Source organism: Halomicrobium sp. HArcel3 (genome assembly GCF_058933135.1).
The window spans coordinates 1-22841 of sequence record NZ_JBZYDN010000002.1 but is presented as its reverse complement, the minus strand read 5'-3'; the positions used below and the strand labels follow the sequence as shown (position 1 = coordinate 22841).

Genomic DNA, 22841 nt, shown 5'->3' with positions numbered 1-22841 from the left:
ACGGGAAAGCCCCTTCAACGGCGACGGCGTAGCACCGCCGATGCCTTCCGTCGACCGCAACGGCACGCGGCTTCACTACGACGTCGACGGCTCCGGCCCGACGGTCGCGTTTATCGGCGACGTCGGCGCCGGCGCCTGGCTCTGGGGCTGGCAACAGCCCGCGCTGGCCGGCCCCTACGAGACGCTCGTCTGGGACCTCCGGGGAACCGGCCGCTCCGACGCGCCGCCGGGCCCGTACGACGTCGCGACGCTGGTCAACGATCTGGAGGCGGTGCTGTCGGACCACTCGGTCGCCGACGTCCACCTCGTCGGCGCCGGCCTCGGCGGGATGGTCGCGCTCGCCTATGCCCACCGATACAATCGCGCGAACTCGCTGACGCTGTTCGGCACGGCCGCCAGCGGCGACGCCGTCACCGACCGGCTCACCACCTTGCGGGCCTCTCCGGACGACTCCGAGGCGTTGCGAGCGTCGCTGGACGCCGCCTTCGCGGCGGACCTGGCGGACTATCCCGACGTCGTCGATCAGATCACCGAGTGGCGGGCGGAAGACGACGCCGCTCTCGACGGCTGGGACGCCCAGGCCGCCGCGATGCGCGAGTTTGACGCCCCGCCCCTGTACGAGGTGACGCTGCCGACGCTCGTCATGCACGGCGTCGACGACGTCGTCGTCCCCGCCAGCGCCGGCGAGTCGCTGGCCGAGGACCTGCCACGCGGGGAGTACCAGGCCGTCGAGGGCGGCCACTGGTGCTTCATCGAGGAGTCCGCCGCCGTCAGCGACGCGCTGGTGAGATGGCTGGACGAGCAGACGGACGACCGGTAGGGCCTCGCCACGGCGCGTCAGAGAACGTGGCAGATATATCCACGAGTATGCATCCTTTTCAGCCTCGGGGCCGTCAGCTACTACCGAATGAGTCCCAGGATCGCGCTGTTGAACGCCGCCCACGACGGGTCGGACAACCGGCGGAATTTCCGCCGGGAACTGTCCGCCGACCTCGTCGAGTACGACGTCGTCGACCGTGACCTCCCCGAGCACTTCGCGTTCGACGGCTGCGTCGTCACCGGGTCGCGCGCCTCCGTCTACTGGGAGGAACCGTGGATCGCGGAGCTGCGCGAGTGGGTCCGCGAGGCAGTCGACCGCGACGTGCCGTTCCTGGGCGTCTGTTTCGGTCACCAGCTACTCGCCGACGCGCTCGGCGGGACCGTCGAAGCGATGGACGACTACGAGATCGGCTATCGGACTGTCAGCCACGACGGTGAGTCGGCGCTGCTCGACGGCGTCGCCGAGGAGTTCACCGTCTTCACGACCCACTCCGACCGGGTCGTCGAACTCCCGCCCGGCGCCGAGCGCTTCGCCCAGAACGAGTACGGCGTCCACGGCTTCCGGGCCGACGACGTCTTCTCGGTCCAGTTCCACCCCGAGTACGACCCCGAGACCGCCGAGATGGTGACGAAGGGCAAGGACGACCAGCTCTCCGCCGAGCGCATCGAGCAGGTGCTCGACGGCATCACGCCGTCGAACTACCAGGCCGCCTGCGAGGCCAAGCAACTGTTCGACAACTTCGTCGACTACGTCGAGACGCGATCGGGGGCCGATTCCGTTGACGCCGCGGTCGACGCCGAAGCCGGCGACGTCGCGACGGACGCCGAGACGCCGACCACGACTGGCGACGGCGGCGACTCGGCCGCTGCCGACGACTGATAGTGGTGGTTGTAAGCCCGTACCGGCGTCCTGTCGAGCGCAGTGAGACAGGGCTCGACGGACGAGCAGCGCGAGTCCGTCGGCGTCCGGTCGAACTGCGTGAGGCCGGGCTCGGGAGACGAGTACAGCGAGTCTCCCGGCGTTCGACGTGGCCGGTGCCGGCGAACGTCGGTACAAAGTTACAACCACCACTATGACGTCCCGTCCGTTCTCCGGTCTCATCCGGCCCGAAGTAGCAGTTCGTGTTCGACGAGGAGGACGACCACCGCGAGCACGATGATCGCTCCCTCCAGCGGCGAGGAGAGGATGCCGAGCGAGACGATGAGCGTCGTCGCGCACGCGGGCGCGTGCCCGGTGTCGGTCGCCAGCATTCCGACCGTCGTCAGCCCGACGGCGACGACGCCGCTGACTGCCAGCTGGAGCGACGCGAGCGTGCCCGAGCCGGTCGCGGCCGTCAGGGTCACGTCGCCGGCGACGAGGTGGTAGGCGACCAGGCCGGCAACGACGCCGAGAACGTGGCCGCCGACCACGCGGCGCGGTGCCGACTCCGGGCCGTCGGGGTCGGTGGCGAACAGGTAGGCCGTCGGGCCGAGACTGGGGAAGACGAACGGTAACCCGCTGGCCCACACGACCCCGCCGAGGCCGGCCAGCAGCGCCCCGGCGCGGCCGGCCTGTCGGAGCCACGCCCGCCGAGTGTGTCGATCCGGCACAGCACATCGGTCCGTGTGCCCGGAGATAACGGTGACGTTACGCAGTGATCGGGCGCCGAGGCGCTCACCGTTTGCAGGTCAGGATCGCCATCGGAATCGCGAAGAACAGACCGATGACGCCGGCTATCGGAAAGAAGAGGAAGGCGACGAGTTCGAGGAACGCGAGCATGCCCACCGCGATCAGCTTCTGGCCGAGCGACAGCATGGTTGCCGGAGTGTCGTGAAAGTGCGTAATAAAGGTTGTGCGGTCCGTTCAGCCGCCGGGCACTTTTTCACGCCAGCGGCCCCATCTCCGGCATGCTCGACTACCTCGCGCTCGACGACGACTACACCGCCGCGGAGCGCCAGGTCCGCGACGCGGCCCGCGAGTTCGTCGACCGCGAAGTCACCCCCGGCGTCGGCGACTGGTTCGAGGACGGGCGGTTCCCCGAGCGTCTCGTCGGCGCGATGGGCGACCTCGACTTCTACGCCCCGACCCTCTCGTGGGGCGACCTGCCCAACCTCTCGGAGACGGCCTACGGCCTCCTGATGCGGGAACTGGAAGCGGGCGACTCGGCGGTCCGGTCGATGGCCAGCGTCCAGGGCGCGCTCGTGATGTGGCCCATCGCCGAGTACGGCAGCGATTTGCAGCGCGAGCGGTGGCTCCCCGGCCTGGCGTCGGGCGACCTCGTCGGCTGTTTCGGCCTCACCGAACCCGACCACGGCTCGGACCCGGCGAGCATGGAGACCAGCGCCGAGCCAGATGGGGACGGCTATCGCCTCTCCGGAACGAAGACCTGGATAACGAACGCCCCCATCGCGGACGTCGCGCTCGTGTGGGCGAAGGTGGACGGAGGTGACGGTCCCATTCGGGGGTTCCTCGTCGATACCGACGCCGGGGGCGTGGAGACGCCGGAAATCGACGGCAAACTCTCGATGCGGGCCTCCTCTACCGGCCAGGTCGTGCTGGACGACGTCCGGGTCCCCGAGGACGCAGTCCTCCCCGGCGTCGAGGGGATGAAGGGGCCGCTCTCCTGCCTCACGCAGGCCCGCTACGGCATCGCCTGGGGCGCCGTCGGCGCGGCCCGTGACTGCTTCGAAGTGGCCCGCGAGTACGCCACCGACCGCGAGCAGTTCGGCGGACCGATCGGGCGGTTCCAGCTCCAGCAGGAGAAACTCGCGGAGATGGCGACCCAGATCACGACCGCGCAACTGCTGGCCGACCGGCTGGCCGAACTGAAAGAACGCGGCGAGTTACGCCCCCAGCAGGTGTCGATGGCCAAGCGCAACAACGTCCGCACGGCCCGCGACGTCGCCCGGACCGCCCGGGAGATGCTCGGCGCCAACGGTATCACGACGGACTACTCGCCGATGCGCCACGCCGCCAACATGGAGACCGTCTACACTTACGAGGGCACCCACGACATCCACACCTTGATTCTGGGTGAAGATCTGACTGGAATCTCGGCGTTCGAGTGACGAGGAGAACTACTGTGTTGATCGGTACGGGCTGAGACGGCAACTGGAACTCTCAACAACAGCCCGAAAGCCCCCTCCCGCTCGGGTCGGGGGGCTTGCTGCGCTCCTCGGCTTCGCCTGCGGTGCTTACTACGCCCACCTTCCCCGAGCGGTCGGCCCCTTTCAGTCCACCCACTTCGGCTGATTCGTCAGGAAAATTAGGCGGGAATGAAAGGGGCCGAGCTCTGGGGGAAGACGGGCGAAGCAAGCACTGAGGGAGCGGAGCGACCGAAGCGCGCAGCAAGCCCCCCGACCCCAGAGCCCGGGGGCTTTCGGGGCGTTGTTTCTAGATCCAGTTGCCGTCTACACCCAAACTGATCGACTCACTAGTCCAGCCGCTCACGATCGTCCCATCACCGGCATAAAAAGAAAACCCGCGACGGAGAACCCTGCTAGACCGTCGCTTCGCTCTCGTCGCGCTGCTCGCGGGTCATCCTTCCCCGCTCGCTCATTCCGGGGCGCTCACTTCGTTCGCCCCCCGCTGCTCCTCCTCTAAGCTTTCCAGCGCGCCAACCACAGTACGCCGGTAGTTCTCCACGGGGAGCTCGTACTCCTCGCGGGCCATCTCGGCGTACTCGTTGGTCTCGTCGTCCTCGTAGCGCTGGATGCGCTCGGTCGTGCGCTCGGCCGTCTCGACGACCCAGCGGTCGCGGGTGGCCTCGTCGACCTTCGAGATGGACTCGGGGCGCAGCGAGACGTTGACCTCGCCTTCGTCGGTCTCGTAGGTGCGAGGCTTGCCGACGACGGAGACGTAGGCGGGCGGTTCGAGTTCGCGGAGCATCGACGCGGCGTCGGGCTGGTACTGCCCGGCGTACATGAAGAACGTGTCGCCGTTCGGGTCGACGACGCGTCCCTGCCAGTACTCGCTGTCCTCGCCGACGTCCTCCGTCTCGGTGAGCGTACCGACCACGAAGATGCGGTTGGCTCGCTCGCCGGTCGGGAGGAGGACGTAGACGGGCGCTCGCTCGTCGTCTGACTCTTTGAACGTGTAGCTGGCGTCGTTGAACTCGTCTGCGAAGACGCGGCGGGCGACTTCGCGGGTGGGTGCTCCGGACATCTAGATCGACCTCGCTCTGATCAGGGCCGCTTCACCGTCGACCGCGTCGGTCAGGCGCTCCTGGTCGTTGACCAGGACGTAGCGGCCGAACGTCGGCCCGGTGACGCGGTAGTAGTAGCCCAGTATCCCCTCGCTCATCTCGTCGGCGACGACCTCGGTGTCGAGGGCGTCCATCGCCATCTCCTTGGCCTCGTCGAGGGTGATCCCGGTCAGCTCCTCGGTGGCGTCCTGGTCGAAGATGACCTCGGTCACCTCGTCGCCGTCGTCGAGCACGCCCTTGATGCGGAGGTCGAACTCCCCCTCCCCCTCGCCGTGCTCGCTGCAGCGACCGTTCTGGAGGACGCGCGTGCAGTCCTCCTCGGGGCAGCGCTTGATGAGGCCGCTCCCGGACTGGATGTCCACGAGCGCTCCCTCGACGGTGACGTCGTCGTTGCCGACCTCGAGGTCCTCGTCGCGTTCCTCGATGGTCGTCGTGGAGTTGAGCTTCACCGAGTAGCGACCCTCGTACTCGTCGGTGACGACGTTGCCCAGATCGTAGACCTTGCCTTCCTCCAGTTCCGCGAGGTCGGACTTGGCCCACTTGGTGAACTTGATCGTCCCGCTCTCGTCGCCGAGCAGGCCGACCTGGCCCACGGAGTCGGAGCGGGGCTCCCACAGTTCGGTGACCTTCGCGGTGACGTCGATCCACTGCTCGGGTTCGTCGACCTCGGCGACCTGGACGTGCTCGTTCCCGCCCCCACCGCCGCCGAGCTGGTCGCGCTCCATCCCGGCCTCGTCGAGGTAGTTACTGACGACGCTCCGGCGCGCCTCGTTCAGCGGTACCTGGTAGTCCTCGACGAGGGTTTCGAGGCGCTCGACGACGTCGTCGACGTCGATATCGAGCTGGTCGGAAAACTGCTCCTGTATCTCTTCGGCGTGTGTACGCAAATCTGTCATGGTTGCTGTCTCCGCGTGATTTCAATGGGAGACAATCGGAGATTGGCCGCCCTTCCTTATAAAGTCACGGAGGGTGCACAGTGGAAGTGAAAGTGAAGAATAACGAGCCGCAGTCCAGGGATTCCGGCCAGTAGTCGACGGCAGTCTGGGCCCGTCGAGAAGATTGATTTGTCCCGGGGCACAATCCCGGATATGGCCGACGATAGCGGGAGCATCCAGCGCTTCATCCAGTCCACGCTCCGCTCGGCGGGCCGCCAGCTCCAGGAGGCCAAGACGGCCTACGCCGACGCGAAGCGGAGCGCGCGCGCTGACCTCCCGCAGACCGACGACGGCAAGGCCCGCGTGGTCTGTCGGCGCTACGCCGAACGCCGGGCCGTCGCCCTCGACGAGGAGGGCCGACCCGCCTGCTTCGACCCGGACCACCCCGACTGCCAGGGCTGTGCCGAGGACGTGCAGGACGGCACCGTCGAGACCTGGTGACCGACGACCTTTTTTCACGGGGGCCTCGCTTCGCTCGACCCCCGCCAAAAAACGTCGGAGAAAAAAGGCCGCTCGCTCACTCCGTTCGCTCGCGGTACAGTAGATCGTGCCGGCCTGCCTTTCCCCTGGTCGCGAGTCCGGCGCTGTCGCGCCGGCACTGGCCCCCGGCCACTACAGCTGAGGATATTGACCAGGCGGGTGGGAATGAAAGGGGCGGCGTGCTCGACGAGCGAAACGAAGCAAGCACCGACCGGAGGGAGGCGCGCAGCGAGTTGCAGCCGTCGAGCACGCCGGGGCTTTCCTCTCCTGTTGGTTCCGTCGTGCTCATCACAACGTTCTCCTAGCCAAACCTTCACAGCGAGCGCCCGACTACAAACGTCCGATGGACAGGCCACTCGTCGCTCTCGTTCTCGCAGGCGGCACCGGAACGCGCCTCTACCCCGCCAGCCGCTCGGACCGGCCCAAGCAGTTCCTCTCCTTCGGCGGGGACGACTCCCTCCTCAGACAGACCGTCGACCGGGCGGGGTTCGCCGACGAGACGTACGTCCTCACGCGCGAGGCGTACGCGGACGAGATACACGACCACGCCCCCGACGCGGCGGTGCTGACCGAACCCGAGCCGAAGGACACCGGGCCGGCGCTCGTCTACGCCGCACACCGCGTTCGGGAGCAGGTGGGCGACTGCGTCATGCTCGTCCTGCCGAGCGACCACCACGTCGCCGGCGATTTCCGGGCCGTCGCGGAGCGAGCAGCGCGAGTTGCAGTGGAAACGGAAGGGGTCGTGACGCTCGGCGTCGAACCCACGCGGCCGGATCCCGGGTACGGGTACATCGAGCCCGGCGAGGCGCAGGACGGCTACTTCGAGGTGGAGCAGTTCCGCGAGAAGCCCGACCGCGAGACCGCTACGGGGTACGTCGACCGCGGCTTCTACTGGAACGCGGGGATGTTCACGTGGACGCCGGAGTCGTTCTTGCGAGAAGCACGGCGTTCTCCACTCGAACCGCTAGTCGACGCGCTCGACGACGGCGATCCGAGTCGGGGTTTCGACGCCGTCGACCCCGTCAGCGTGGACTACGCAGTGCTCGAACGCTCGGAGTCGGTGTTCGTCGTCCCCGCCGATTTCGAGTGGGACGACCTGGGGGCGTGGGACGCGCTGGAGCGATTGATCGATGCCGGGAGAGGCGAAGACGAGGACGACAACGCGGTCCTCGGCGACGCCATCGCCGTCGACGCGGCGGACAACGTAATCGCCACCGACGGCCACGTCAGCCTCGTGGGTGTCGAAGACCTCATCGTCGCCAGTTTCGACGACCGGACGCTCGTCGTTCCGAAAGACGACGCCCAGCGAGTGCGTGACGTCGTCGCCGAACTCCGGGACCGAGACCTGTTCTAGACTCGTCTCGTCACAGTCAGTGATCGGTCACGTGCTCCGCATCGACCCGCCGTCGACGGCCAGCGCCGCGCCGGTGACGTAGGACGACCGGGCGCTGGAGAGGAAGGCGACGACGTCGCCGAGTTCTCGCGGGTCGCCGACGCGGTCCAGCGGCGCGTCGGACCAGTTCTCGATGCCCTCTTCGTAGCTGTCGTAGTCGCCGCGCTCGACGGCGTCCTCGACGAGTTCCTGGATCCGCGGCGTCTCGTGGGCGCCGGGGAGGACGGCGTTGACGCGGACCTCGGGCCCGAACTCGCGGGACTGGGTCTTCATCAGGCCGATGACGGCCCGCCGGACGGAGTTCGAGAGCACCAGGTCATCGATGACCTCGCGGACCGACCCGGAGGTGATGTTGACGATCGTGCCGGCGTCCGATTCCTTGAGGTAGGGGTAGGCCAGCCTGGTCGTCCAGACGGCGCTCATCACCAGCAGGTCGTAGGCCTGGTACCAGTCCCGCTCCGTTGAGTCGAGGAACGAGCCGCTGGGCGGCCCGCCGGCGCTCGTCACGACGTGGTCGAGCCCGCCGAGTTCCTCGACGGTCTGCTCGACGAACGCCTCTATCTGGTCCCGGTCGGTGATGTCGGCCTGGACCGCCAGGACGTCGCCCTCGCCCGCGTCTTCGAGCTGTTCGCGGGCGTCGTGGAGGTGCGACTCGGTGCGGCCGCAGATGGCGACGTCGGCACCTTCCTGGGCCAGTGCGGTCGCGCTCGCGAGGCCGAGGCCGCTGGTCGCTGCGGTACACAGTGCGACGTTGCCGTCGAGTTCCAGATCCATGTGTGAGCGCTCGCGTGGCACCCTCAAATGTCCACGGGCTTCGGGGTCGGTGTGTGAGTGTAACGATCAGATGGACCTGTGAGTAGTGGCTCTGGAAGGAAGAGAGACGACAACACCTCGAAAGCCCTCAACGTACTCCCTGAAGACAGCAATGGATCCAACGACAACCCGAAAGCCCTCGGCGCGCTGGAGTCGCGCGGACCCCCTGCGCGCGCTCGTTCCTCGCGTGCTTGCGGGCCCGTGCTTCCTCCACCCCGCCTCGCCCTTTCAGTCCTCCGAGGCCAGCACAGCACCGCAACCCCTGCCCTTCCCCTGGTCGGCCGACGAGACAGCCTCCCGGCCGACCGCCGGGCGGTTGCGTTGAGCCGAGCACCGCGAGGCTATGCTCGTCAGAACGAAGTTCTGACGGCGGGGCGGTCAGGAAGCGTGTCGCGCCGCCAGGCGCGACCGGGGAGGAGTGGCGGAGTCAATCGTGAGCGCGTTTCATCGCGCGAGCGAGGCGGAACCTGGAGGAATGAAAGGGCGAGGCGGGCTCCGAGAACCCCGGACCGATAAGCGACCGCGAGAGCTTCGCTCTCGCGTAGTCCTCAGCTCCGCTGAGGGCACCGGAGCGCAGCGAGGAGCGCAGTCGGTCCGCGGGATTCTCGTGAGCGAAGCGAACGAGGGCTCGACAGACGAGCGAAGCGAGTCTTTCGGCGCCGGAGCACGCCGAGGGCTTTCGAGGTGGTATCGTCCGTTGCTGTTACTGCGGTAATCCGAATCGTCACACCCACTCCGAAACAGAGCAGCAGACGTCGGAAAAATGCACCAGAGAGAAGCGGCGTCGAGACTGTCCACGTCGGGCGCGCCGTCGGTCTGGGGCTAGCTGCCCCAGAAGTTGTCGCGACTGCCCAGTCGCTCGCGGTCGGGGCCGCGGCTGCTCTCCTCCGCTTCGTCGTCCTCGGCGTCGGCGGCGTCCGCCTCGGCGTCCGCGTCGTCGTCCTCGCCTTCGTCGTCGAGTTCGAGGCGTTCGATCTCCTCGGCGCGGGCGTGGTTCGAGCGGACCTTGGTCACCTTCACCTTGGACTTTGCCGGCGGGAGCACGCCGTCGACCATGATGATGAACCCGTCGTCGGTGCGGCCGACGCCGGCGCCGCTCTCGTGGATGTCCTCGACCTCGACGGCGACCTCCTCGCCGGGCTGGACGGGCTGGGTCTTCAGCTCCGAGATGGGCTGGTTGTAGTGGTTACACCACTCGGCGCCGCCGCGGTCGCCGTAGTGGGTACACCCCATGCCTTTCATTCGCTCGGAGAAACTGGGGCAGTCGTCCGCGAGTGGACAGTCAGACATGGAGCGAAGTAGTTGGCGCGTCTCCAAAACAGTTGCGTCACGCGACAGGCGCCGCCGTCTCCGGGGACAGCGCCCGGACCGGAACCACCAGGGGACGGGCCCTACGCGAACGCGCCGTCGGTCGTCACCACCACGGTGGGCCGGTCGGCGCTGTCGGGACACGTCGCCCGCCGCTCGACGGCGAACGAGACCGGTTCTGTCGCGTTGACCGACACCGGAACGTCGGCGACGACGGGGACCGAGATCGAGTCGCCGCCGCCGATGGCGCCCGGCCAGTCGGTGCTGTAGTCGTAGCTCACGTAGCTGTACCGGTCGTCGGGGGCGTCGGTCCCGACGACGCAGCCGGAGAGCTCTGGGAGGGCGACCAACCGCCGAAAGACGAACTCGTTGGTCGCCGTCACCGTCCCGATACGGACCTCGGCGGAGGTGTGGCCCCGTTCGTCGGGGTAGTCCCGGTCCGCCGGCGGGCCGACGGACGCGGACTCGTTCGTCTGGAGGTCGTAGGTCACCCCGCCGCCGGCCGCGTCCACGGCGACCAGTGCCACGCTGACGAGGACGACGGCGAGGACGACCGCCCCGGCAGTCCGCCAGGGAAGGACCGGCGCACGGCGATCGTACAGCCGTCCGAGCGCGATGAAGAGCGCCGAAGAGACGACGAGTCCGAGAAAGATCCCCGCCTCACCGACGTCGTAGCGGAGCACGACGTATCCGAGACCGACGAGATACGCCCCCGAAGACAGCGCGAGCGCCACGCCGTGGAGCGGCGTCCGTTCCAGGGCCGTCGCCACGGCGAGGAACGCGACGAACGTCAGGAAGAGCAGAACAGCCTTGACCGTAATCGAGAGCCCGAAGACCAGGTCCTGCACGAAGTACAGGAACGCGGCGACCGCGAGGACCACGCCGATCGTGTACAGGAACCGTTCGCTGTCGACGTCGAGTTTCATGGAGGGTCCTACGGAGTCAGTGTCAGGTTGCCGTTATGAGTTTTTTCGTCCCACCGCTCGGGACAGAAGGCGAGGCAGCCCGCCCTCTCCAGTCCTCCGGGCGGTCCAGAAATCGCCTCACCCGCCCATCGCCTCCGGGACGACGACCACGATGCCCGGTTCGTCGCGCTCGCCGGGACACGATTCGGCCCGTTCGACCGGGAGCGTCCCGTTCACTACGGTCGCTTCCTCGCTGGAGAGACCGATCGTCACGTTCGTCGTCAGCGTCCCGTGCCCGCCGACGCTCCGGGAAAACGGAGACGACCCGTCGTCGTAGAACACCCCCCGGTCGGCCATCCGTGCGGGCGAGTACACGCAGACGCGCAGGTCGGGGAACGCGACCGGTTCGCGGAAGGCGAAGGTGTTCGTCGCCGTCGCCGTCCCCAGCACCACCTGCTGTGCCAGCGGATCGGTCCCGTCTTCGACGGCGACGGTAACGGTAACGGTGACTTCCTCGCGCAGTTCGACGTCGTAGTCGACCTCGCCGTACTGCAGGTCGGCGCCGACGAACGACACCGACACGAGCAGGACCCCGAGGAGTGCGTACCTGGCTTCCGCCGCCGACAGCGCGAGCCAGCCCTCGTGCAGGAGGTACGCGAGTCCGATCGCGACCCACATCGAACCGAACAGCAAGATTGCAGCGGTCCCCCTCCCGACGTCATACGCGAGAGAGCTGTACACGACCGAGAACAAGAAGAACGTCACCGCTAGCAGCCCGAAGCCTTCCTGCCAGGGATGGAAGCCGGCGCCCACGAGGAAGGCGACGAAAGTCAGACCGAGCAGGACCGCCCGGCCGGTGAGCGACAGGTCGAAGAACACGTTCCGGAGGAACCACGCGACGACGGCCAGTCCCGCCAGTCCGACGACGGCGTAGAGGAGCGACCGTCTATCGGGCGAGGACAGCATTTACGACCGCCTCCGACGGCGGCGTTCTCGCCAGGACATGCCTGCTCCAAGACGGAAACGGAGCATAAATTTTCGGCTAGATGACTGGCGAAGGTATCGGCGTGGACCCGGATCCACGCCGGTGTACGCGAACGCGAGAAACCCGATTGCCTCAGCAGGTCGGCGGGTACGTGCCGTACGGACTCGTATCGAGCCCCCAGTCACAGTCGCCGGAGCCACCGGAGTCGTCCGCGCAGTCTGCAGGTGGGTACGTACCCGACGGACTCGTGTCGAGTCCGTAGTCACAGCCCCCGTCCGCGGCTGCTGCGGATCCAGTCATGAAACTACCCGCTACCAGTACGACCAAACCAAGGGCGAGAATCACCCTGCGTGTCCTGTGTGACATGCACGCGGCATTTTATTGATGGTTGAGTATAAAATTAATCCAATAGGAATTGTTGACATGTATTGCGGGTCACAACTATCCGCTTCAGGACGGTGCGCCCGGTGACGGCCGCTGTCACTAGCGAGCGGAGTTCGCTCTCTCGCGAGCGCATCACCGTCCCGGTCGCCGTCCCAGAGGGGCGAAAGGGACGGAAATCACACCTGAATTCCGGTAAGACCGCCTTAGACGGCCGAACTATCGAAGGCACCTTATCGTCGATTGTCATTTGTTCGCACGGGTGCCGAAGTCGACTCATCCCCACACACCGCCGTAGCGTCCCGACCACCGCTCGCTCGTGGCGGAGTTCGTCGAGTGTCCACGGCCCCAGTACATCCATGAGCAACCAGAATCCACAGACAGAGCACGGAGAACAGCCTCAGCACGGAGAGCAGTCCCGACCGGACCAGCAATCGGGCGAACAGAGACGACAACGAGTCTCCCCGGAGCAGCTAGCACCACAGCAAGCCCCGGCGCAGCCTCCCCTGCACCGCCCGACCCAGCCCCAGCGAGGAGGGCAGTCACTCCAGCCACCACCGGTCCGTCCCCAGTTTCGGCCGGCGGGAGGACAGGGGCAGCAACGCCTGCAACCACTGGAATCGAGCGCGATCGACGCCAAGTACGCGGAACTTGGAGGTCCCGACGGTTTCCTGGGCCAGCCGGTGACCGACGAGCGAGACACGCCAGACGGCGTCGGCCGCTATCGGCACTACGAGAACGGGTCCATCCACTGGCACCCGGACGCGGGCGCCCACGAGACGCACGGCTGGATCCGCGAGAAGTGGGCCGAACTCGGCTGGGAGCGGAGTTTCCTCGGATATCCCGTCATCGACGAGAAGAACACGCCCGACGGAACCGGCGACTTCCAGCACTTCCAGGGCGGGTCCATCTACTCCCACTCCGGCGGCGCCTTCGAGGTTCACGGGGCGATTCGCGCCAAGTGGGCGAGCTTCGGGTGGGAACGGAGCTTCCTCGGCTATCCAGTCACGGACGAGCGAACGACCCCGGACGGGGAGGGGCGATTCAATCACTTCCAGAACGGGTCGATCTACTGGCACCCGGACACCGGTGCCAACGAGGTCCACGGCTGGATCCGACAGAAGTGGGCCAGCCTCGGCTGGGAACGAAGCGTTCTCGGCTACCCCCTGACGGACGAGAAGAACACCCCCGACGGCGAGGGCGACTTTCAGCAGTTCCAGTGGGGCCACATCCACTCCCACGGGAACACTGGTGCTCACGAGACCCACGGCGCGATCAGGGAATTCTGGGCTCAGCAGGGCTGGGAGCAGGGGCCACTGGGGTATCCGATGAGCGACGAACTGAGCACGTCCGGCGGCGGACGGTACTCGATATTCGAGGGCGGCGTCGTCTACTGGCGGCCCGAGACGGGCGCCGGGATGGCAAACTACCTGCCCGTTCGCGGTTCCGGCATCGTCCAGCAGGTCGACGACGAGGTGGCGAAGCTCATCGAGGGAACGGCGCTGTTCTACGCGGGCGCCACCGAGATAACCGCGGTCCACCACTGGTACGAGTACGGGGGCACCCGCTACTACCGGGTGCTGGAGCTCGACTTCGACCTGGAAGCGGAGGTCAGGGGCTTCAATCCCAGCGTCGACCTCGACCTGTTCCTCGCGTTCGAGGCGCGGGACGGAAACGTGGTCGTCAGCATCGTCCGGGAGCGCCACCACGTGGATTCGGCCTGGTGGCAGGAGCTGCTCACCCTCGGCTTCCAGGAGATCGTCGACCACACCGTCAGCGACCGCTTCGAGGAGAAGATCCAGCGCCAGATCGGACAGCGGATCTCGATGCCGGCGACGGAGCATCTGCTGGCCGCCCAGCTACAGGACGACGGTGAGTTGCGACTCTACCTGGGTGCCTGAGGCCGTCCCAGTCCGACCTTTTTCTTCGTCGGGGTTCCTCGCTCACTCCGTTCGCTGCGGGACCCTCTCCTCGAAAAACGTCGGTGAAAAAGGCCGAACGCTCGCTTCGCTCGCGTTCGGTACGACTACTAGTCGTCGGCCGGCGAGCGACCGCCGCTCGCGCTCGCGCCGCCAGACAGCGGCGTCCGCTCGACCACTGTGCCGTCATACGTCGGGTACTGCTCGACGATCTCGCCCTTGGGGACGTCGCCGTCCTCGACCATCTCTTCGAGGAGCCACCAGGCGAGTTCGACGTGGTCGGACTTGACGGCGTAGAACTCCTCGGGGACGCCCAGGTCGCGGAGGTGGTCCTCGCCGACCCACGCCTTGCCGTAGACGAGCGTGCCGTCGTCGGTGACGTCGTCGAACTCCCGGCGGATGTTGCGGGCCATCCGCTTCAGCCGGGAGCGGTGCTGGGCGGCATCCTTGAAGACGCTCGTACAGAAGTAGACTCGCTCGTGGTCGCCCATCGTCTCCAGAATGTCGTGGCTCCCCTCGACGGCGCTCATGTGGTCCTCCTTGAGTTCGAAGCCCTCCTCCTGCATCCGGCGGTAGTTGCCGTCGGACATCTCGAACTCGTTGATGTTACAGAACTCCGCAGCGCCCTCGTCGAGGAACTCCAGGAACTCCTCCTCGGCGCGGATGCCGGGAATCTCGAAGGCGGGCGTGAGGCCCTCTTCGCGCGCGATGTAGAGAATCTCCTCCCACTCGGTGCCGTGCATGTCGCCCCACAGTTCCAGGGGTGGGTGGAAGCGAATCTCGTCGAGGCCGGCCTCGCTCAGGCGGCGCATGTTCTCGCGCCCGCCCGTGATGCCGGTGTAGAGGTGCGTGTGGTGGTCCTCGCCGAACTCGTCTTTGAGCAGGGAGAGGTAGTGACAGGTCCGGTCGAGGGCCTCCTGGGGTTCGCCGCCGGTGATAGAGGTGCCCAGCGCCGACATGCGCTTTGCCTCCTCGATCACGTCCTCGTCGGACTCGACGGGCCGCTCGTTGGCGTACACCTGGTCGACGTTCTTGCGGTTCTCGCCGAGGGGGCAGTAGAAACAGTCCCGCTGGTCACAGTAGCCGTAGACGAACATGACCATCTTGCCGCCTTTCGCGCACTGCTCGCAACCCTCGGAGATCATTCGGTACCTCCTATTTTCACCCGAGCGGGAAAAAGCGTGCGAAACGGCCGCTGAACCCTGGGGTGGGGTCCCACGCGTCGCGCCGGGCGGCCGGTTCGCCCCTCGTCCATGGGTACAAGCGCGGTTTGAGTCAACGTCGTCTATTACTGACATTGTGTACAACCACCGGCTATGGTGGAAAGCGATCCCCGCAGACGATACCTCCGACTCCTGGCCGCCGGCGCCGGGACCGCCCTCGCCGGCTGTTCCTCGCTCGCGGCGCCCGGAACAGGGCCCGAAACTGAGGAGCCAAAGAAGATCGACGACTGGCAGTACGACCCGGACGAACACCAGGACGACGGCGGTGGCGGCCTGTTCTCTCTCGGGAACGGCGGTGGCGGCGCGTCGTTCCAGTCGGCGAGCGCCGACGGTGGCAACGGCGGCAGCGTCGGCCTCTCGGCCGGCGGCGCCAAGCGCATCGCGGCCTTCCGCCGGAACGTCGAGGAGGGGTACCTCCCCCAGCCCGAGAGCCTGGCCTACGAGGGACTGTTCTACAACTACTACTTCGACACCGGCCAGCAGGGGAGCTGTTCGTCGCTGTTCTGTCCCAGCTACTCGCCGGCAGTCACCGCCGACCCCCTCTCCGGCGAGACCGAGCGGTACCTGACCGTGGGGCTGAACTCCGGGCTCGACGCCAGCGAGTTCGACCGCAAGCGGCTGAATCTCGTGGTGGTTCTGGACATCTCCGGGTCGATGTCGTCGCCGTTCTCAGAGTACTACTACGACCAGTACGGCAACGAACAGACCCCCGAGGGCGACACCGACCGGCCGAAGATCGAGGTGGCTCGCGACGCGCTGGTCGCCCTGACCGAACAGCTCCGGGAGGGCGACCGCCTCGGCGTCGTCCTCTACGACGACGAGTCGGCCGTCGCCAAGCCGCTCCGCCCCGTCGAAGCCACCGACATGGACGCCATCCGCGACCACATCCGGGAGGACGTCCGGGCCGACGGCGGGACCAACCTCGACGCCGGCCTCGCCGACGCGACGGAACTCCTTTCGGAGTACGAAGACGCCGACCAGTCCACCTACGAGAACCGGATGGTCGTCGTCACCGACGCCATGCCGAACCTCGGTGACACGGACGACGAGAGCCTGCGCGAGAAACTCGCCGACAACGCCGAGCGGAACCTCCACGCCACGTTCGTCGGCGTCGGCGTCGACTTCAACGCCGACCTCGTGGACGAACTCACCGCCATCCGCGGGGCGAACTACTACGCCGTCCACTCCGCCGACGAGTTCGAGCGCACGCTCGGCGAGGAGTTCGAGTACATGGTGACGCCGCTGGCGTTCGACGTCTCGCTCCAGGTGGAGGCGGAGGGGTACGACATAAAGCAGGTGTACGGCTCTACTGCTGCCGAGGACGCCACCGACGAGTTGCTGGGGGTGAACACCCTGTTCGCGTCCCCGACGAAGGACGGGAAGACCCGCGGCGGGGTCGTCCTGCTGCAGGTCGATCGTCAGTCCGACGACGCGGCGATGCGGCTCTCGGCCAGCTGGGAGGACCGCCAGGGCGACCGGAGCGAGACGGAGACGACCATCTCGTTCCCCGGTGGCGGGCCCGAGCAGTTCGCCAACACGGGCGTCCGCAAGGCCGTCCTCCTCTCGCGGTACGCCGACCTCCTGAAGAACTGGATGGTCGCCGAGCGGGCGGGCGACGACGCCGTCACTCCCGACGCGGACGAGAGAGATGGGGACGAGGGAGACGGGGAGGCGGACGGAGAGACGACTGGCATCGAAGTTCCACCCGAAGAGAAGGGGTTAGGCGAGTGGGAACAGCAGTCGGTGCCGCTGACCGTCTCCGAGCGCTACGCCGAGCGCATCGGCGCGTTCGCCGACTACTTCGAGACGGAGGCCGCGGCCATCGGCGACGACTCGCTCGACCGCGAACTGGCGACGATGGAATCGATCCTGGAACAGGGGTGAGTACGTCACGCCGCCTGGGTGCCAGCGGTAGCGACGCCCCCTAGGGCGCCAGCCTCAGGGACTCCTCGTCGAGCGCGACCTCGTAGTAGCCGCTGGAGTTCCACTCGAGTTCGGTGCCGTTCTGGGAGAGCGTCCCGCCGTCGACGGTGACCCGCACGTGCTGGTGGGATGGGTAGTCCTCGGGGACCGTCCAGGTCCAGGTCGTCTCGTCGCCGGACTCCTCGGTCTCCGCCGATTCGAGGATCTGCTGGCCGCGCCAGTACGCGCCGACGTTGGCGACGGTGTCGACCCAGACGTCGTCGTAGTCAGTCGCGTGCTCGACGCTCCCGGTGATCTCGCCGATATCGACCGGTGCGTACCACTCCTGGTCGGTCGGCCGGATCGAGTGGAACAGGAAGATCAGCCACTCGCCGTTCGAGCGGGCCGAATCGATCTTCCCGTCGAACGTGTCGGCGGTGTCGCCCTCCGTGGCCATGTAACACGAGAGGTTGTACGGGTCCGTCCCGTCGCCCGGCGCTATCGAGCCGCCGCCGACGCCGCGGTTGAGGAACAGGTCCGACTCCCGGGCCGGTTCTGTCCACCCGCCCTCGCCGAAGGGGGCGGCGAAGGTCCAGACGTCCCCCTGGCCCAGCGTCTCTGTGATGTACTCGGTACAGCCCTCGATCTCGGCCGCCAGGCTGTCCTCGGGTTCGCCGAAGCTACTGCCAGAGAGGTCGTCGTGGGGGTGGCTCACGGTGTGGTTGCCGATCTCGTGGCCGTCCTCGATGGCCTGTTTCCAGGTCTCCTGTGCACCCTCGGGCTCGGCGTTCACCGAGACGTAGAACGTCACGTCGGCGCCGGTGGCTTCGAGTTCGTCGTAGTGGGCGACGTGGGACGGCTGGCCGTCGTCGAAGGTGTAGGTGACGGCGCTCTCGAAGCCCGCCCAGTCGAGCACCTGGAGGGTGCCCGCGTCGCCGGACGGGCGCTCGACGTCCTCGCCCGAAGGCGCCGGTATCTCGGCGAACGGCCCGTTCTCGGCGGGGGGCTCCGTCGCCGTCTCGGTCGGCGTGTCGGTTTCCGTCGGCGTGTCGGTGGACGTCTCGGTCGGCGTGTCGGTATCCGTCGGCGTGTCCGTCGCCGTCCCGGAGGGAGTGTCACCCGCCGTTCCCCCGCCGTCGCAGCCGGCGAGGCCGGCGATACCGGTGGCGCCAGCGAGAGTCAGGAACTTCCGTCGATCGATCGTGGGACGCGAGTCCGAATCAGGGTCGGTCATGTGCGTACGTGATCGTCAGGTGGTCAGGGAGTGACCCCAAAAAGACCGCGATCGACGCAACGGGGCGGACCGGGTGCGTGCACCCCTTCGCAGTCCCGAAAGAAGTTAAACACCGGTAGCATACCCACACCTAATGCTGCTGGTGCTCTGTGTCGACCTCGACGACGACCTCGGCCGGAAGACGGGCGTCGAGACGCCGGTCATCGGCCGTGACGCCGTCGAGTCGGCCGCCGTCGCACTGGCGGAGACCGACCCGGAGGACTCCGACGTGAACGTCCTCTTCGAGGGCATCCACATCTACGACGAGGTCGACGACGAGGCCGTGGAGGTGGCCGCCGTCACCGGCGTCGACGGCAACGACGTCGCGGCCAACCGCGCGGTCGGCGAGGAGGTCGACCAGGTGCTCGCGTCGCTGTCCTCCAGCGAGGACGTCCGCGCCCTGCTCGTGACCGACGGCGCCCAGGACGAGTCGGTCGTCCCCGTCATCCGCTCGCGCATCCACATCGACGGCGTCCGCCGCGTCGTCGTCCGCCAGTCCCAGGATCTGGAGTCGATGTACTACACCATCAAGCAGGTGCTCGACGACCCCGAGACCCGCGGGACGATTCTGGTTCCCCTGGGCATCCTCCTGCTGATCTATCCCCTCTCCATCGTCGCCGACAGCCTCGAACTCCCCGGCTCGGCGCTGGGCATCATCTCCGGCCTGCTGGGCCTCTACATCCTCGCCCGCGGCCTGGGTGCCGAGCAGACCCTCGACGCCGCCGTCGAGCGCGTCCGCTCGGGCCTGTTCGGCGGCCGCGTCACGCTCATCACCTACGTCGTCGCCGCGGCGCTGCTGGTCATCGGCGGCGTCAGCGGCGTCCAGACCCTCGAACAGGCCGACAGGTCCTCAGTGCTCGACGTGCTGGCCGCACTCGTCTACGGCTCCATCCAGTGGTTCGCCGCCGCCGGCGTCACGAGCAGCCTCGGCCACGTCACCGACGAGTACCTCGACGGCCGCTTCGAGTGGCGCTTCCTCAACGCCCCCTTCTACGTCCTGGCCATCGCCGTCGTCCTGCACGGCGTCAGCGCCTACTTCCTGTTCGACTCCGTGGGCATCTCGTATTTGGCGATTACGCTCACCGGCGGGACGTTACTTGGACTGGGGAGCACGCTTGCGTTCGCCGTTGCAGAGACGCGATTTGGTCGTGCAGAGCCTGCGTAGAGGGGTTTTTCGGGATTGCTCGTTGCAGACGACGATACCCAAACAAGGGAAAGCCCTCGGCTCGCTAGGAGTGCTTTGAGACACCGCCAACAAAGGAAAGCCCTCGGCCCGCTCGGGTCGCGGGGACCACTCTGCGCTCCTCGCTGCGCTCCGGTGCTTGAGGGTCCCGGCTTCCCCGACCACGCCTCGCCCTTTCATCCGCCAGGAATACGCATTGCTCGCGCCACGGAGGCGCTCGCGATTGAACCGCCACTCCTCCCCGAATTCGCGGCGTCCGCCGCGAATCACGCTTCCTCCCGCAACCGCGCGGCGGTCGGCCGGGAGCGGAGCGGGCGCGAAGCGACCGCGTTTGCTCGAACGGCGCAGCCGTGAGAGCGCGTTTTATCGCGCGACCCACCGAAAGACTCGGCACACCTCGTCTTTCGAGCCCACACTCGCTTCGCTCGCGTGGAAGGGGAAGGGCAGAGCTGCGGTGCTGTCCTGGGGTCCTGCCGAGCGTAGCGAGGCAGGGCTCGTCAGAGCTTGCTCTGACGGTGGACTGAAAGGGCGAGGTGCGGTCGCCGACGTCCGACGACGTAAGCACCGCAACGAAGTGAGGAGCGCAGCGAGTCGCACGAGGCGAGCGCGCCAAGGGCTTTCCCCTGTTGGCGGTCACGGTTCGGTTTCAGTTTCCAGAGTCGCCACAGTCAAATCGGGTCGGCCAGTAGCCTCGCGCATGCACGTCTCCAGAGCCGTCGCGACGATCCGCGACGACCCCGTCCCTGGCGAGGAGATCGACCTCGTGTTCGAGACCGACCCCGACGCCGACCTGGAGTCGGTCGTCACCCACCTCGAAGCCGCCGGCGCCACCATCGACCGCCGCCTCCAGTTCGACGACCTGCTGGCGACGGTCCGCCACGAGGACGTCGAGGCCGTCTGTCACGTCAGGGGCGTCGACGCGGTCCAGACCGCCGACGCCATCGGAATACACCCCGACGAGGCCGAGGAGGACTTCGAACCGGCGGACGAAGAGCGATAACGCTCCGCCCCGGCCCGCTCCACCAGCTCTTACGTACCGGCCGGCCGTCGGCGTTGAGCATGGACCGACAGACCGACACCAGCGAAGCGCCCGACGCCGGCGACGTCCGCGTCCACGAGGGCATCACCTACGCCGAGCGCGACGTCGGCGACCTGCAACTCGACCTGTTCGTTCCCGAGCGCGAGGACCCGCCGCTGGTCGTCTACTTCCACGGCGGCGCCTGGGTGATGGCGACGCGCGACAACGTCCCCGACCCGGCGCGCTACGCGGCGGAACTGGGCTACGCCATCGCGAGCGTGGACTACCGGCTCTCCGCGGTGCCCGAGGGCGTGGATGCAGAGTACACCGCCGAGCCGGACAACCCGGTGCCCCGTGGCGTCTTCCCGGACCACTTCGTCGACGCGAAGGCCTCGATCCGGTGGCTCCGCGCCCACGCCGACGAGTTCGGCTACGACGCCGAGCGAGTCGCCGCCTGGGGCGCCTCGGCCGGCGGCCACCTCGCCGCGCTCGCCGGCGTCGTCGACGACGTGACGGACCTGGCTGGCGAGGCGTACCCGGAATCGGAGTTGGCCAAGGATGTCGCGCCCGAGGCGTCCGGCGCGGTACAGGCCGTCGTCGACTGGTACGGCGTCAACGACCTCTCGCTGACGGTGGGCGACCCCGGCACGCCCGAGGCGCTCCTGATCGGCGGGCCGAAGGCCGACAACGAGGCGAAGTACGAAGCGGCGAGCCCGGTGACCCACGTCTCCCCCGACGCCCCGCCCTTCCTCATGATGCACGGCCGCGCCGACGAGGTGGTCTCGGTCGACCACAGCCGCGTCCTGGCCGACGCGCTGGCCGACGCCGGCGTCGATGCAGCGCTGTACGAACTCCACGGCCTGAACCACGTCTTCGCCCACGGCGACGCCGAGTCCATCGAGTCCGAACGCGTCGCGATGGAGCTCCTGACGGACGAGCCCACGCCCGCCCAGTCCGTCTCGGAGACCGTCCACGCCGGGGAGGGCGAGGCTCCGCGGTCGCTGATCGAGGGGGCGCCACGAGCAGGGCCGGAGCCGATCAAGCGGTTCCTCGACGCCACTATCGGATCCTCGGAGTCCTGACGCGCCCCACCGACGGATCCACACTGCTTTTTGCACGGGCCCGGGTAGGAACCGGCGAGGGCACGTAGCTCAGTCTGGATAGAGCGTCGGACTTCTAATCCGACGGCCGTGGGTTCGAATCCCATCGTGCCCGTTCGCTCCCTTCGGTCGCTCACGCGCACGATGACCTTCGCGAAACCGTCGGTTTCGCTCAGTCCCATCGTGCCCTTCGACCTTTTTTCGTCGGATGTCCTCGCCCACTTCGTTCGCTGCGGGCACCACTCCTTGAAAAAGATAGCAAATCACCGGAAGAGTACTTCACGCTAAAGCCCATGCCGGAAGTCCGAGCGTAGGATTCCCCGTATGAAACAGCTACATTCGACATTATATAGTAACGCGTTGTAGATGAAGCATCTATTCAGAGATTTTTTGTCCCTCTCTTCGTATGACTGTACATGGAGATCCCCAATGAAAATGTCACACCAGAGGAGATTAGACCAGGAGCGGATCTCCAAGGTCGTGACCTGTCAGGGGCAGATCTAGCCGAATGTGACCTTTCAGAGGCCAACCTGCGTGAGGCCAATTTATCTAACGCACGGTTAGAGGGCGCCAATCTTTCTCATGCAGACTTGAGTGAAGCGACGCTGAAAGGTGCGTACTTAGTCGGGGCCAATCTCAAAGGAGTGACTCTAACTAAGGCTAATTTAACGGATGTGGATTTACGTAGTTCTATTCTCTCTGAGGGAGTAATAATAGATGCTGACTTTTCAAAGGCCAATTTAGTCAAGGTTGAATTTCAGAATGCTAGAGTTCAAGCTTCGGACCTATCCTTTTCTGATCTCAGTTATAGCGACCTATCTGGATCAGTATTCCTGAATGTTAATCTCGATAACGCTAATCTGTCGAAATCATTATTGGTGAATACAGTATTTGAGGATTCAAGTCTCAACGAGGCTGATTTGACGGATACAAACATCAATTTAGCCAAATTTAGAAATCTTAATATTCCCGGAGGAGACCGCCTTCGAGACACCGCAAAGAGAGACAGTATTCTTAGGA

22 protein-coding genes and 1 tRNA gene are annotated in these 22841 nt (G+C 66.7%); 12 read left to right on the top strand and 11 right to left on the bottom strand.

Annotated features, from left to right (window positions below; genetic code table 11):
• Positions 1-40 precede the first annotated feature (40 nt).
• Both AC5FRV_RS05920 and AC5FRV_RS05915 read left to right on the top strand, forming a co-directional pair.
• Positions 41-820: an alpha/beta fold hydrolase gene (locus tag AC5FRV_RS05920; RefSeq protein WP_493560180.1), complete on the top strand. Its 780-nt coding sequence runs from the start codon at positions 41-43 to the stop codon at positions 818-820.
• A gap of 87 nt (positions 821-907) precedes the next feature.
• Positions 908-1699 carry a type 1 glutamine amidotransferase gene (locus tag AC5FRV_RS05915; protein WP_493560179.1) on the top strand — a complete coding sequence of 264 codons (792 nt, stop codon included), beginning with the start codon at positions 908-910 and terminating at the stop codon, positions 1697-1699.
• 218 nt (positions 1700-1917) lie between these two features.
• Here AC5FRV_RS05915 and AC5FRV_RS05910 read toward each other — a convergent pair whose 3' ends face one another.
• Together AC5FRV_RS05910 and AC5FRV_RS05905 are read right to left on the bottom strand one after the other, a co-directional pair.
• Complete coding sequence (locus AC5FRV_RS05910) at positions 1918-2409, bottom strand: HPP family protein (protein ID WP_493560178.1); 492 nt, start codon at positions 2407-2409, stop codon at positions 1918-1920.
• Positions 2410-2473: 64 nt separating this feature from the next.
• The gene (locus AC5FRV_RS05905) at positions 2474-2614 is read right to left on the bottom strand and encodes a hypothetical protein (protein ID WP_493560177.1); all 141 of its coding nucleotides are present in this window, start codon (positions 2612-2614) and stop codon (positions 2474-2476) included.
• Positions 2615-2706: 92 nt separating this feature from the next.
• Between AC5FRV_RS05905 and AC5FRV_RS05900 the strand changes: the two genes are divergently transcribed.
• Positions 2707-3867, top strand: coding sequence for an acyl-CoA dehydrogenase family protein (locus AC5FRV_RS05900; RefSeq protein ID WP_493560176.1), 1161 nt, complete (start codon positions 2707-2709; stop codon positions 3865-3867).
• A gap of 487 nt (positions 3868-4354) precedes the next feature.
• On the opposite strand, the gene AC5FRV_RS05895 is transcribed toward AC5FRV_RS05900, so the two are convergent.
• Together AC5FRV_RS05895 and AC5FRV_RS05890 are read right to left on the bottom strand one after the other, a co-directional pair.
• Complete coding sequence (locus tag AC5FRV_RS05895; RefSeq protein ID WP_493560175.1) at positions 4355-4963, bottom strand: RPA family protein; 609 nt, start codon at positions 4961-4963, stop codon at positions 4355-4357.
• Positions 4964-5899, bottom strand: coding sequence for a replication factor A (locus AC5FRV_RS05890; protein ID WP_493560174.1), 936 nt, complete (start codon positions 5897-5899; stop codon positions 4964-4966).
• A gap of 192 nt (positions 5900-6091) precedes the next feature.
• Here AC5FRV_RS05890 and AC5FRV_RS05885 point away from each other — a divergent pair, with 192 nt between their 5' ends.
• Both AC5FRV_RS05885 and AC5FRV_RS05880 read left to right on the top strand, forming a co-directional pair.
• Positions 6092-6379 (top strand): DUF7091 family protein, encoded by a 288-nt coding sequence (locus AC5FRV_RS05885; protein ID WP_493560173.1) that lies wholly within the window; start codon positions 6092-6094, stop codon positions 6377-6379.
• 382 nt (positions 6380-6761) lie between these two features.
• Positions 6762-7772 (top strand): mannose-1-phosphate guanylyltransferase, encoded by a 1011-nt coding sequence (locus AC5FRV_RS05880; RefSeq protein WP_493560172.1) that lies wholly within the window; start codon positions 6762-6764, stop codon positions 7770-7772.
• A gap of 27 nt (positions 7773-7799) precedes the next feature.
• Here AC5FRV_RS05880 and AC5FRV_RS05875 read toward each other — a convergent pair whose 3' ends face one another.
• From AC5FRV_RS05875 to AC5FRV_RS05855, 5 genes are all read right to left on the bottom strand, one after another.
• On the bottom strand, positions 7800-8585 hold the full coding sequence (locus AC5FRV_RS05875) for an SDR family oxidoreductase (protein ID WP_493560171.1): 786 nt from the start codon (positions 8583-8585) through the stop codon (positions 7800-7802).
• An 861-nt stretch (positions 8586-9446) separates the two neighbouring features.
• The gene (locus tag AC5FRV_RS05870; protein ID WP_493560170.1) at positions 9447-9914 is read right to left on the bottom strand and encodes a TRAM domain-containing protein; all 468 of its coding nucleotides are present in this window, start codon (positions 9912-9914) and stop codon (positions 9447-9449) included.
• 101 nt (positions 9915-10015) lie between these two features.
• Positions 10016-10858: a DUF1109 domain-containing protein gene (locus tag AC5FRV_RS05865; protein WP_493560169.1), complete on the bottom strand. Its 843-nt coding sequence runs from the start codon at positions 10856-10858 to the stop codon at positions 10016-10018.
• A gap of 117 nt (positions 10859-10975) precedes the next feature.
• Positions 10976-11803 carry a hypothetical protein gene (locus tag AC5FRV_RS05860; RefSeq protein WP_493560168.1) on the bottom strand — a complete coding sequence of 276 codons (828 nt, stop codon included), beginning with the start codon at positions 11801-11803 and terminating at the stop codon, positions 10976-10978.
• Between the two features lie 151 nt (positions 11804-11954).
• Entirely contained in the window at positions 11955-12122 is a 168-nt protein-coding gene (locus AC5FRV_RS05855; protein ID WP_493560167.1) for a hypothetical protein, read from the bottom strand.
• 764 nt (positions 12123-12886) lie between these two features.
• Here AC5FRV_RS05855 and AC5FRV_RS05850 point away from each other — a divergent pair.
• On the top strand, positions 12887-14104 hold the full coding sequence (locus tag AC5FRV_RS05850) for an LGFP repeat-containing protein (protein ID WP_493560166.1): 1218 nt from the start codon (positions 12887-12889) through the stop codon (positions 14102-14104).
• A 128-nt stretch (positions 14105-14232) separates the two neighbouring features.
• Here the strand turns inward: AC5FRV_RS05850 and AC5FRV_RS05845 are convergent, their stop codons facing one another.
• Positions 14233-15267 carry a radical SAM protein gene (locus AC5FRV_RS05845; protein ID WP_493560165.1) on the bottom strand — a complete coding sequence of 345 codons (1035 nt, stop codon included), beginning with the start codon at positions 15265-15267 and terminating at the stop codon, positions 14233-14235.
• Between the two features lie 171 nt (positions 15268-15438).
• Between AC5FRV_RS05845 and AC5FRV_RS05840 the strand changes: the two genes are divergently transcribed.
• On the top strand, positions 15439-17229 hold the full coding sequence (locus tag AC5FRV_RS05840; RefSeq protein WP_493560164.1) for a vWA domain-containing protein: 1791 nt from the start codon (positions 15439-15441) through the stop codon (positions 17227-17229).
• Between the two features lie 40 nt (positions 17230-17269).
• Here the strand turns inward: AC5FRV_RS05840 and AC5FRV_RS05835 are convergent, their stop codons facing one another.
• The gene (locus tag AC5FRV_RS05835; RefSeq protein ID WP_493560163.1) at positions 17270-18481 is read right to left on the bottom strand and encodes a polysaccharide deacetylase family protein; all 1212 of its coding nucleotides are present in this window, start codon (positions 18479-18481) and stop codon (positions 17270-17272) included.
• Positions 18482-18614: 133 nt separating this feature from the next.
• Between AC5FRV_RS05835 and AC5FRV_RS05830 the strand changes: the two genes are divergently transcribed.
• From AC5FRV_RS05830 to AC5FRV_RS05810, 5 genes are all read left to right on the top strand, one after another.
• Positions 18615-19685 carry a DUF373 family protein gene (locus AC5FRV_RS05830; protein ID WP_493560162.1) on the top strand — a complete coding sequence of 357 codons (1071 nt, stop codon included), beginning with the start codon at positions 18615-18617 and terminating at the stop codon, positions 19683-19685.
• Positions 19686-20400: 715 nt separating this feature from the next.
• Positions 20401-20703 carry a hypothetical protein gene (locus AC5FRV_RS05825; protein WP_493560161.1) on the top strand — a complete coding sequence of 101 codons (303 nt, stop codon included), beginning with the start codon at positions 20401-20403 and terminating at the stop codon, positions 20701-20703.
• A gap of 59 nt (positions 20704-20762) precedes the next feature.
• On the top strand, positions 20763-21803 hold the full coding sequence (locus tag AC5FRV_RS05820; RefSeq protein WP_493560160.1) for an alpha/beta hydrolase fold domain-containing protein: 1041 nt from the start codon (positions 20763-20765) through the stop codon (positions 21801-21803).
• A gap of 58 nt (positions 21804-21861) precedes the next feature.
• Positions 21862-21936: transfer RNA gene (locus AC5FRV_RS05815), tRNA-Arg, on the top strand.
• A gap of 301 nt (positions 21937-22237) precedes the next feature.
• On the top strand, positions 22238-22841 hold a 604-nt coding region (locus tag AC5FRV_RS05810; protein WP_493560159.1), incomplete at its 3' end, for a pentapeptide repeat-containing protein.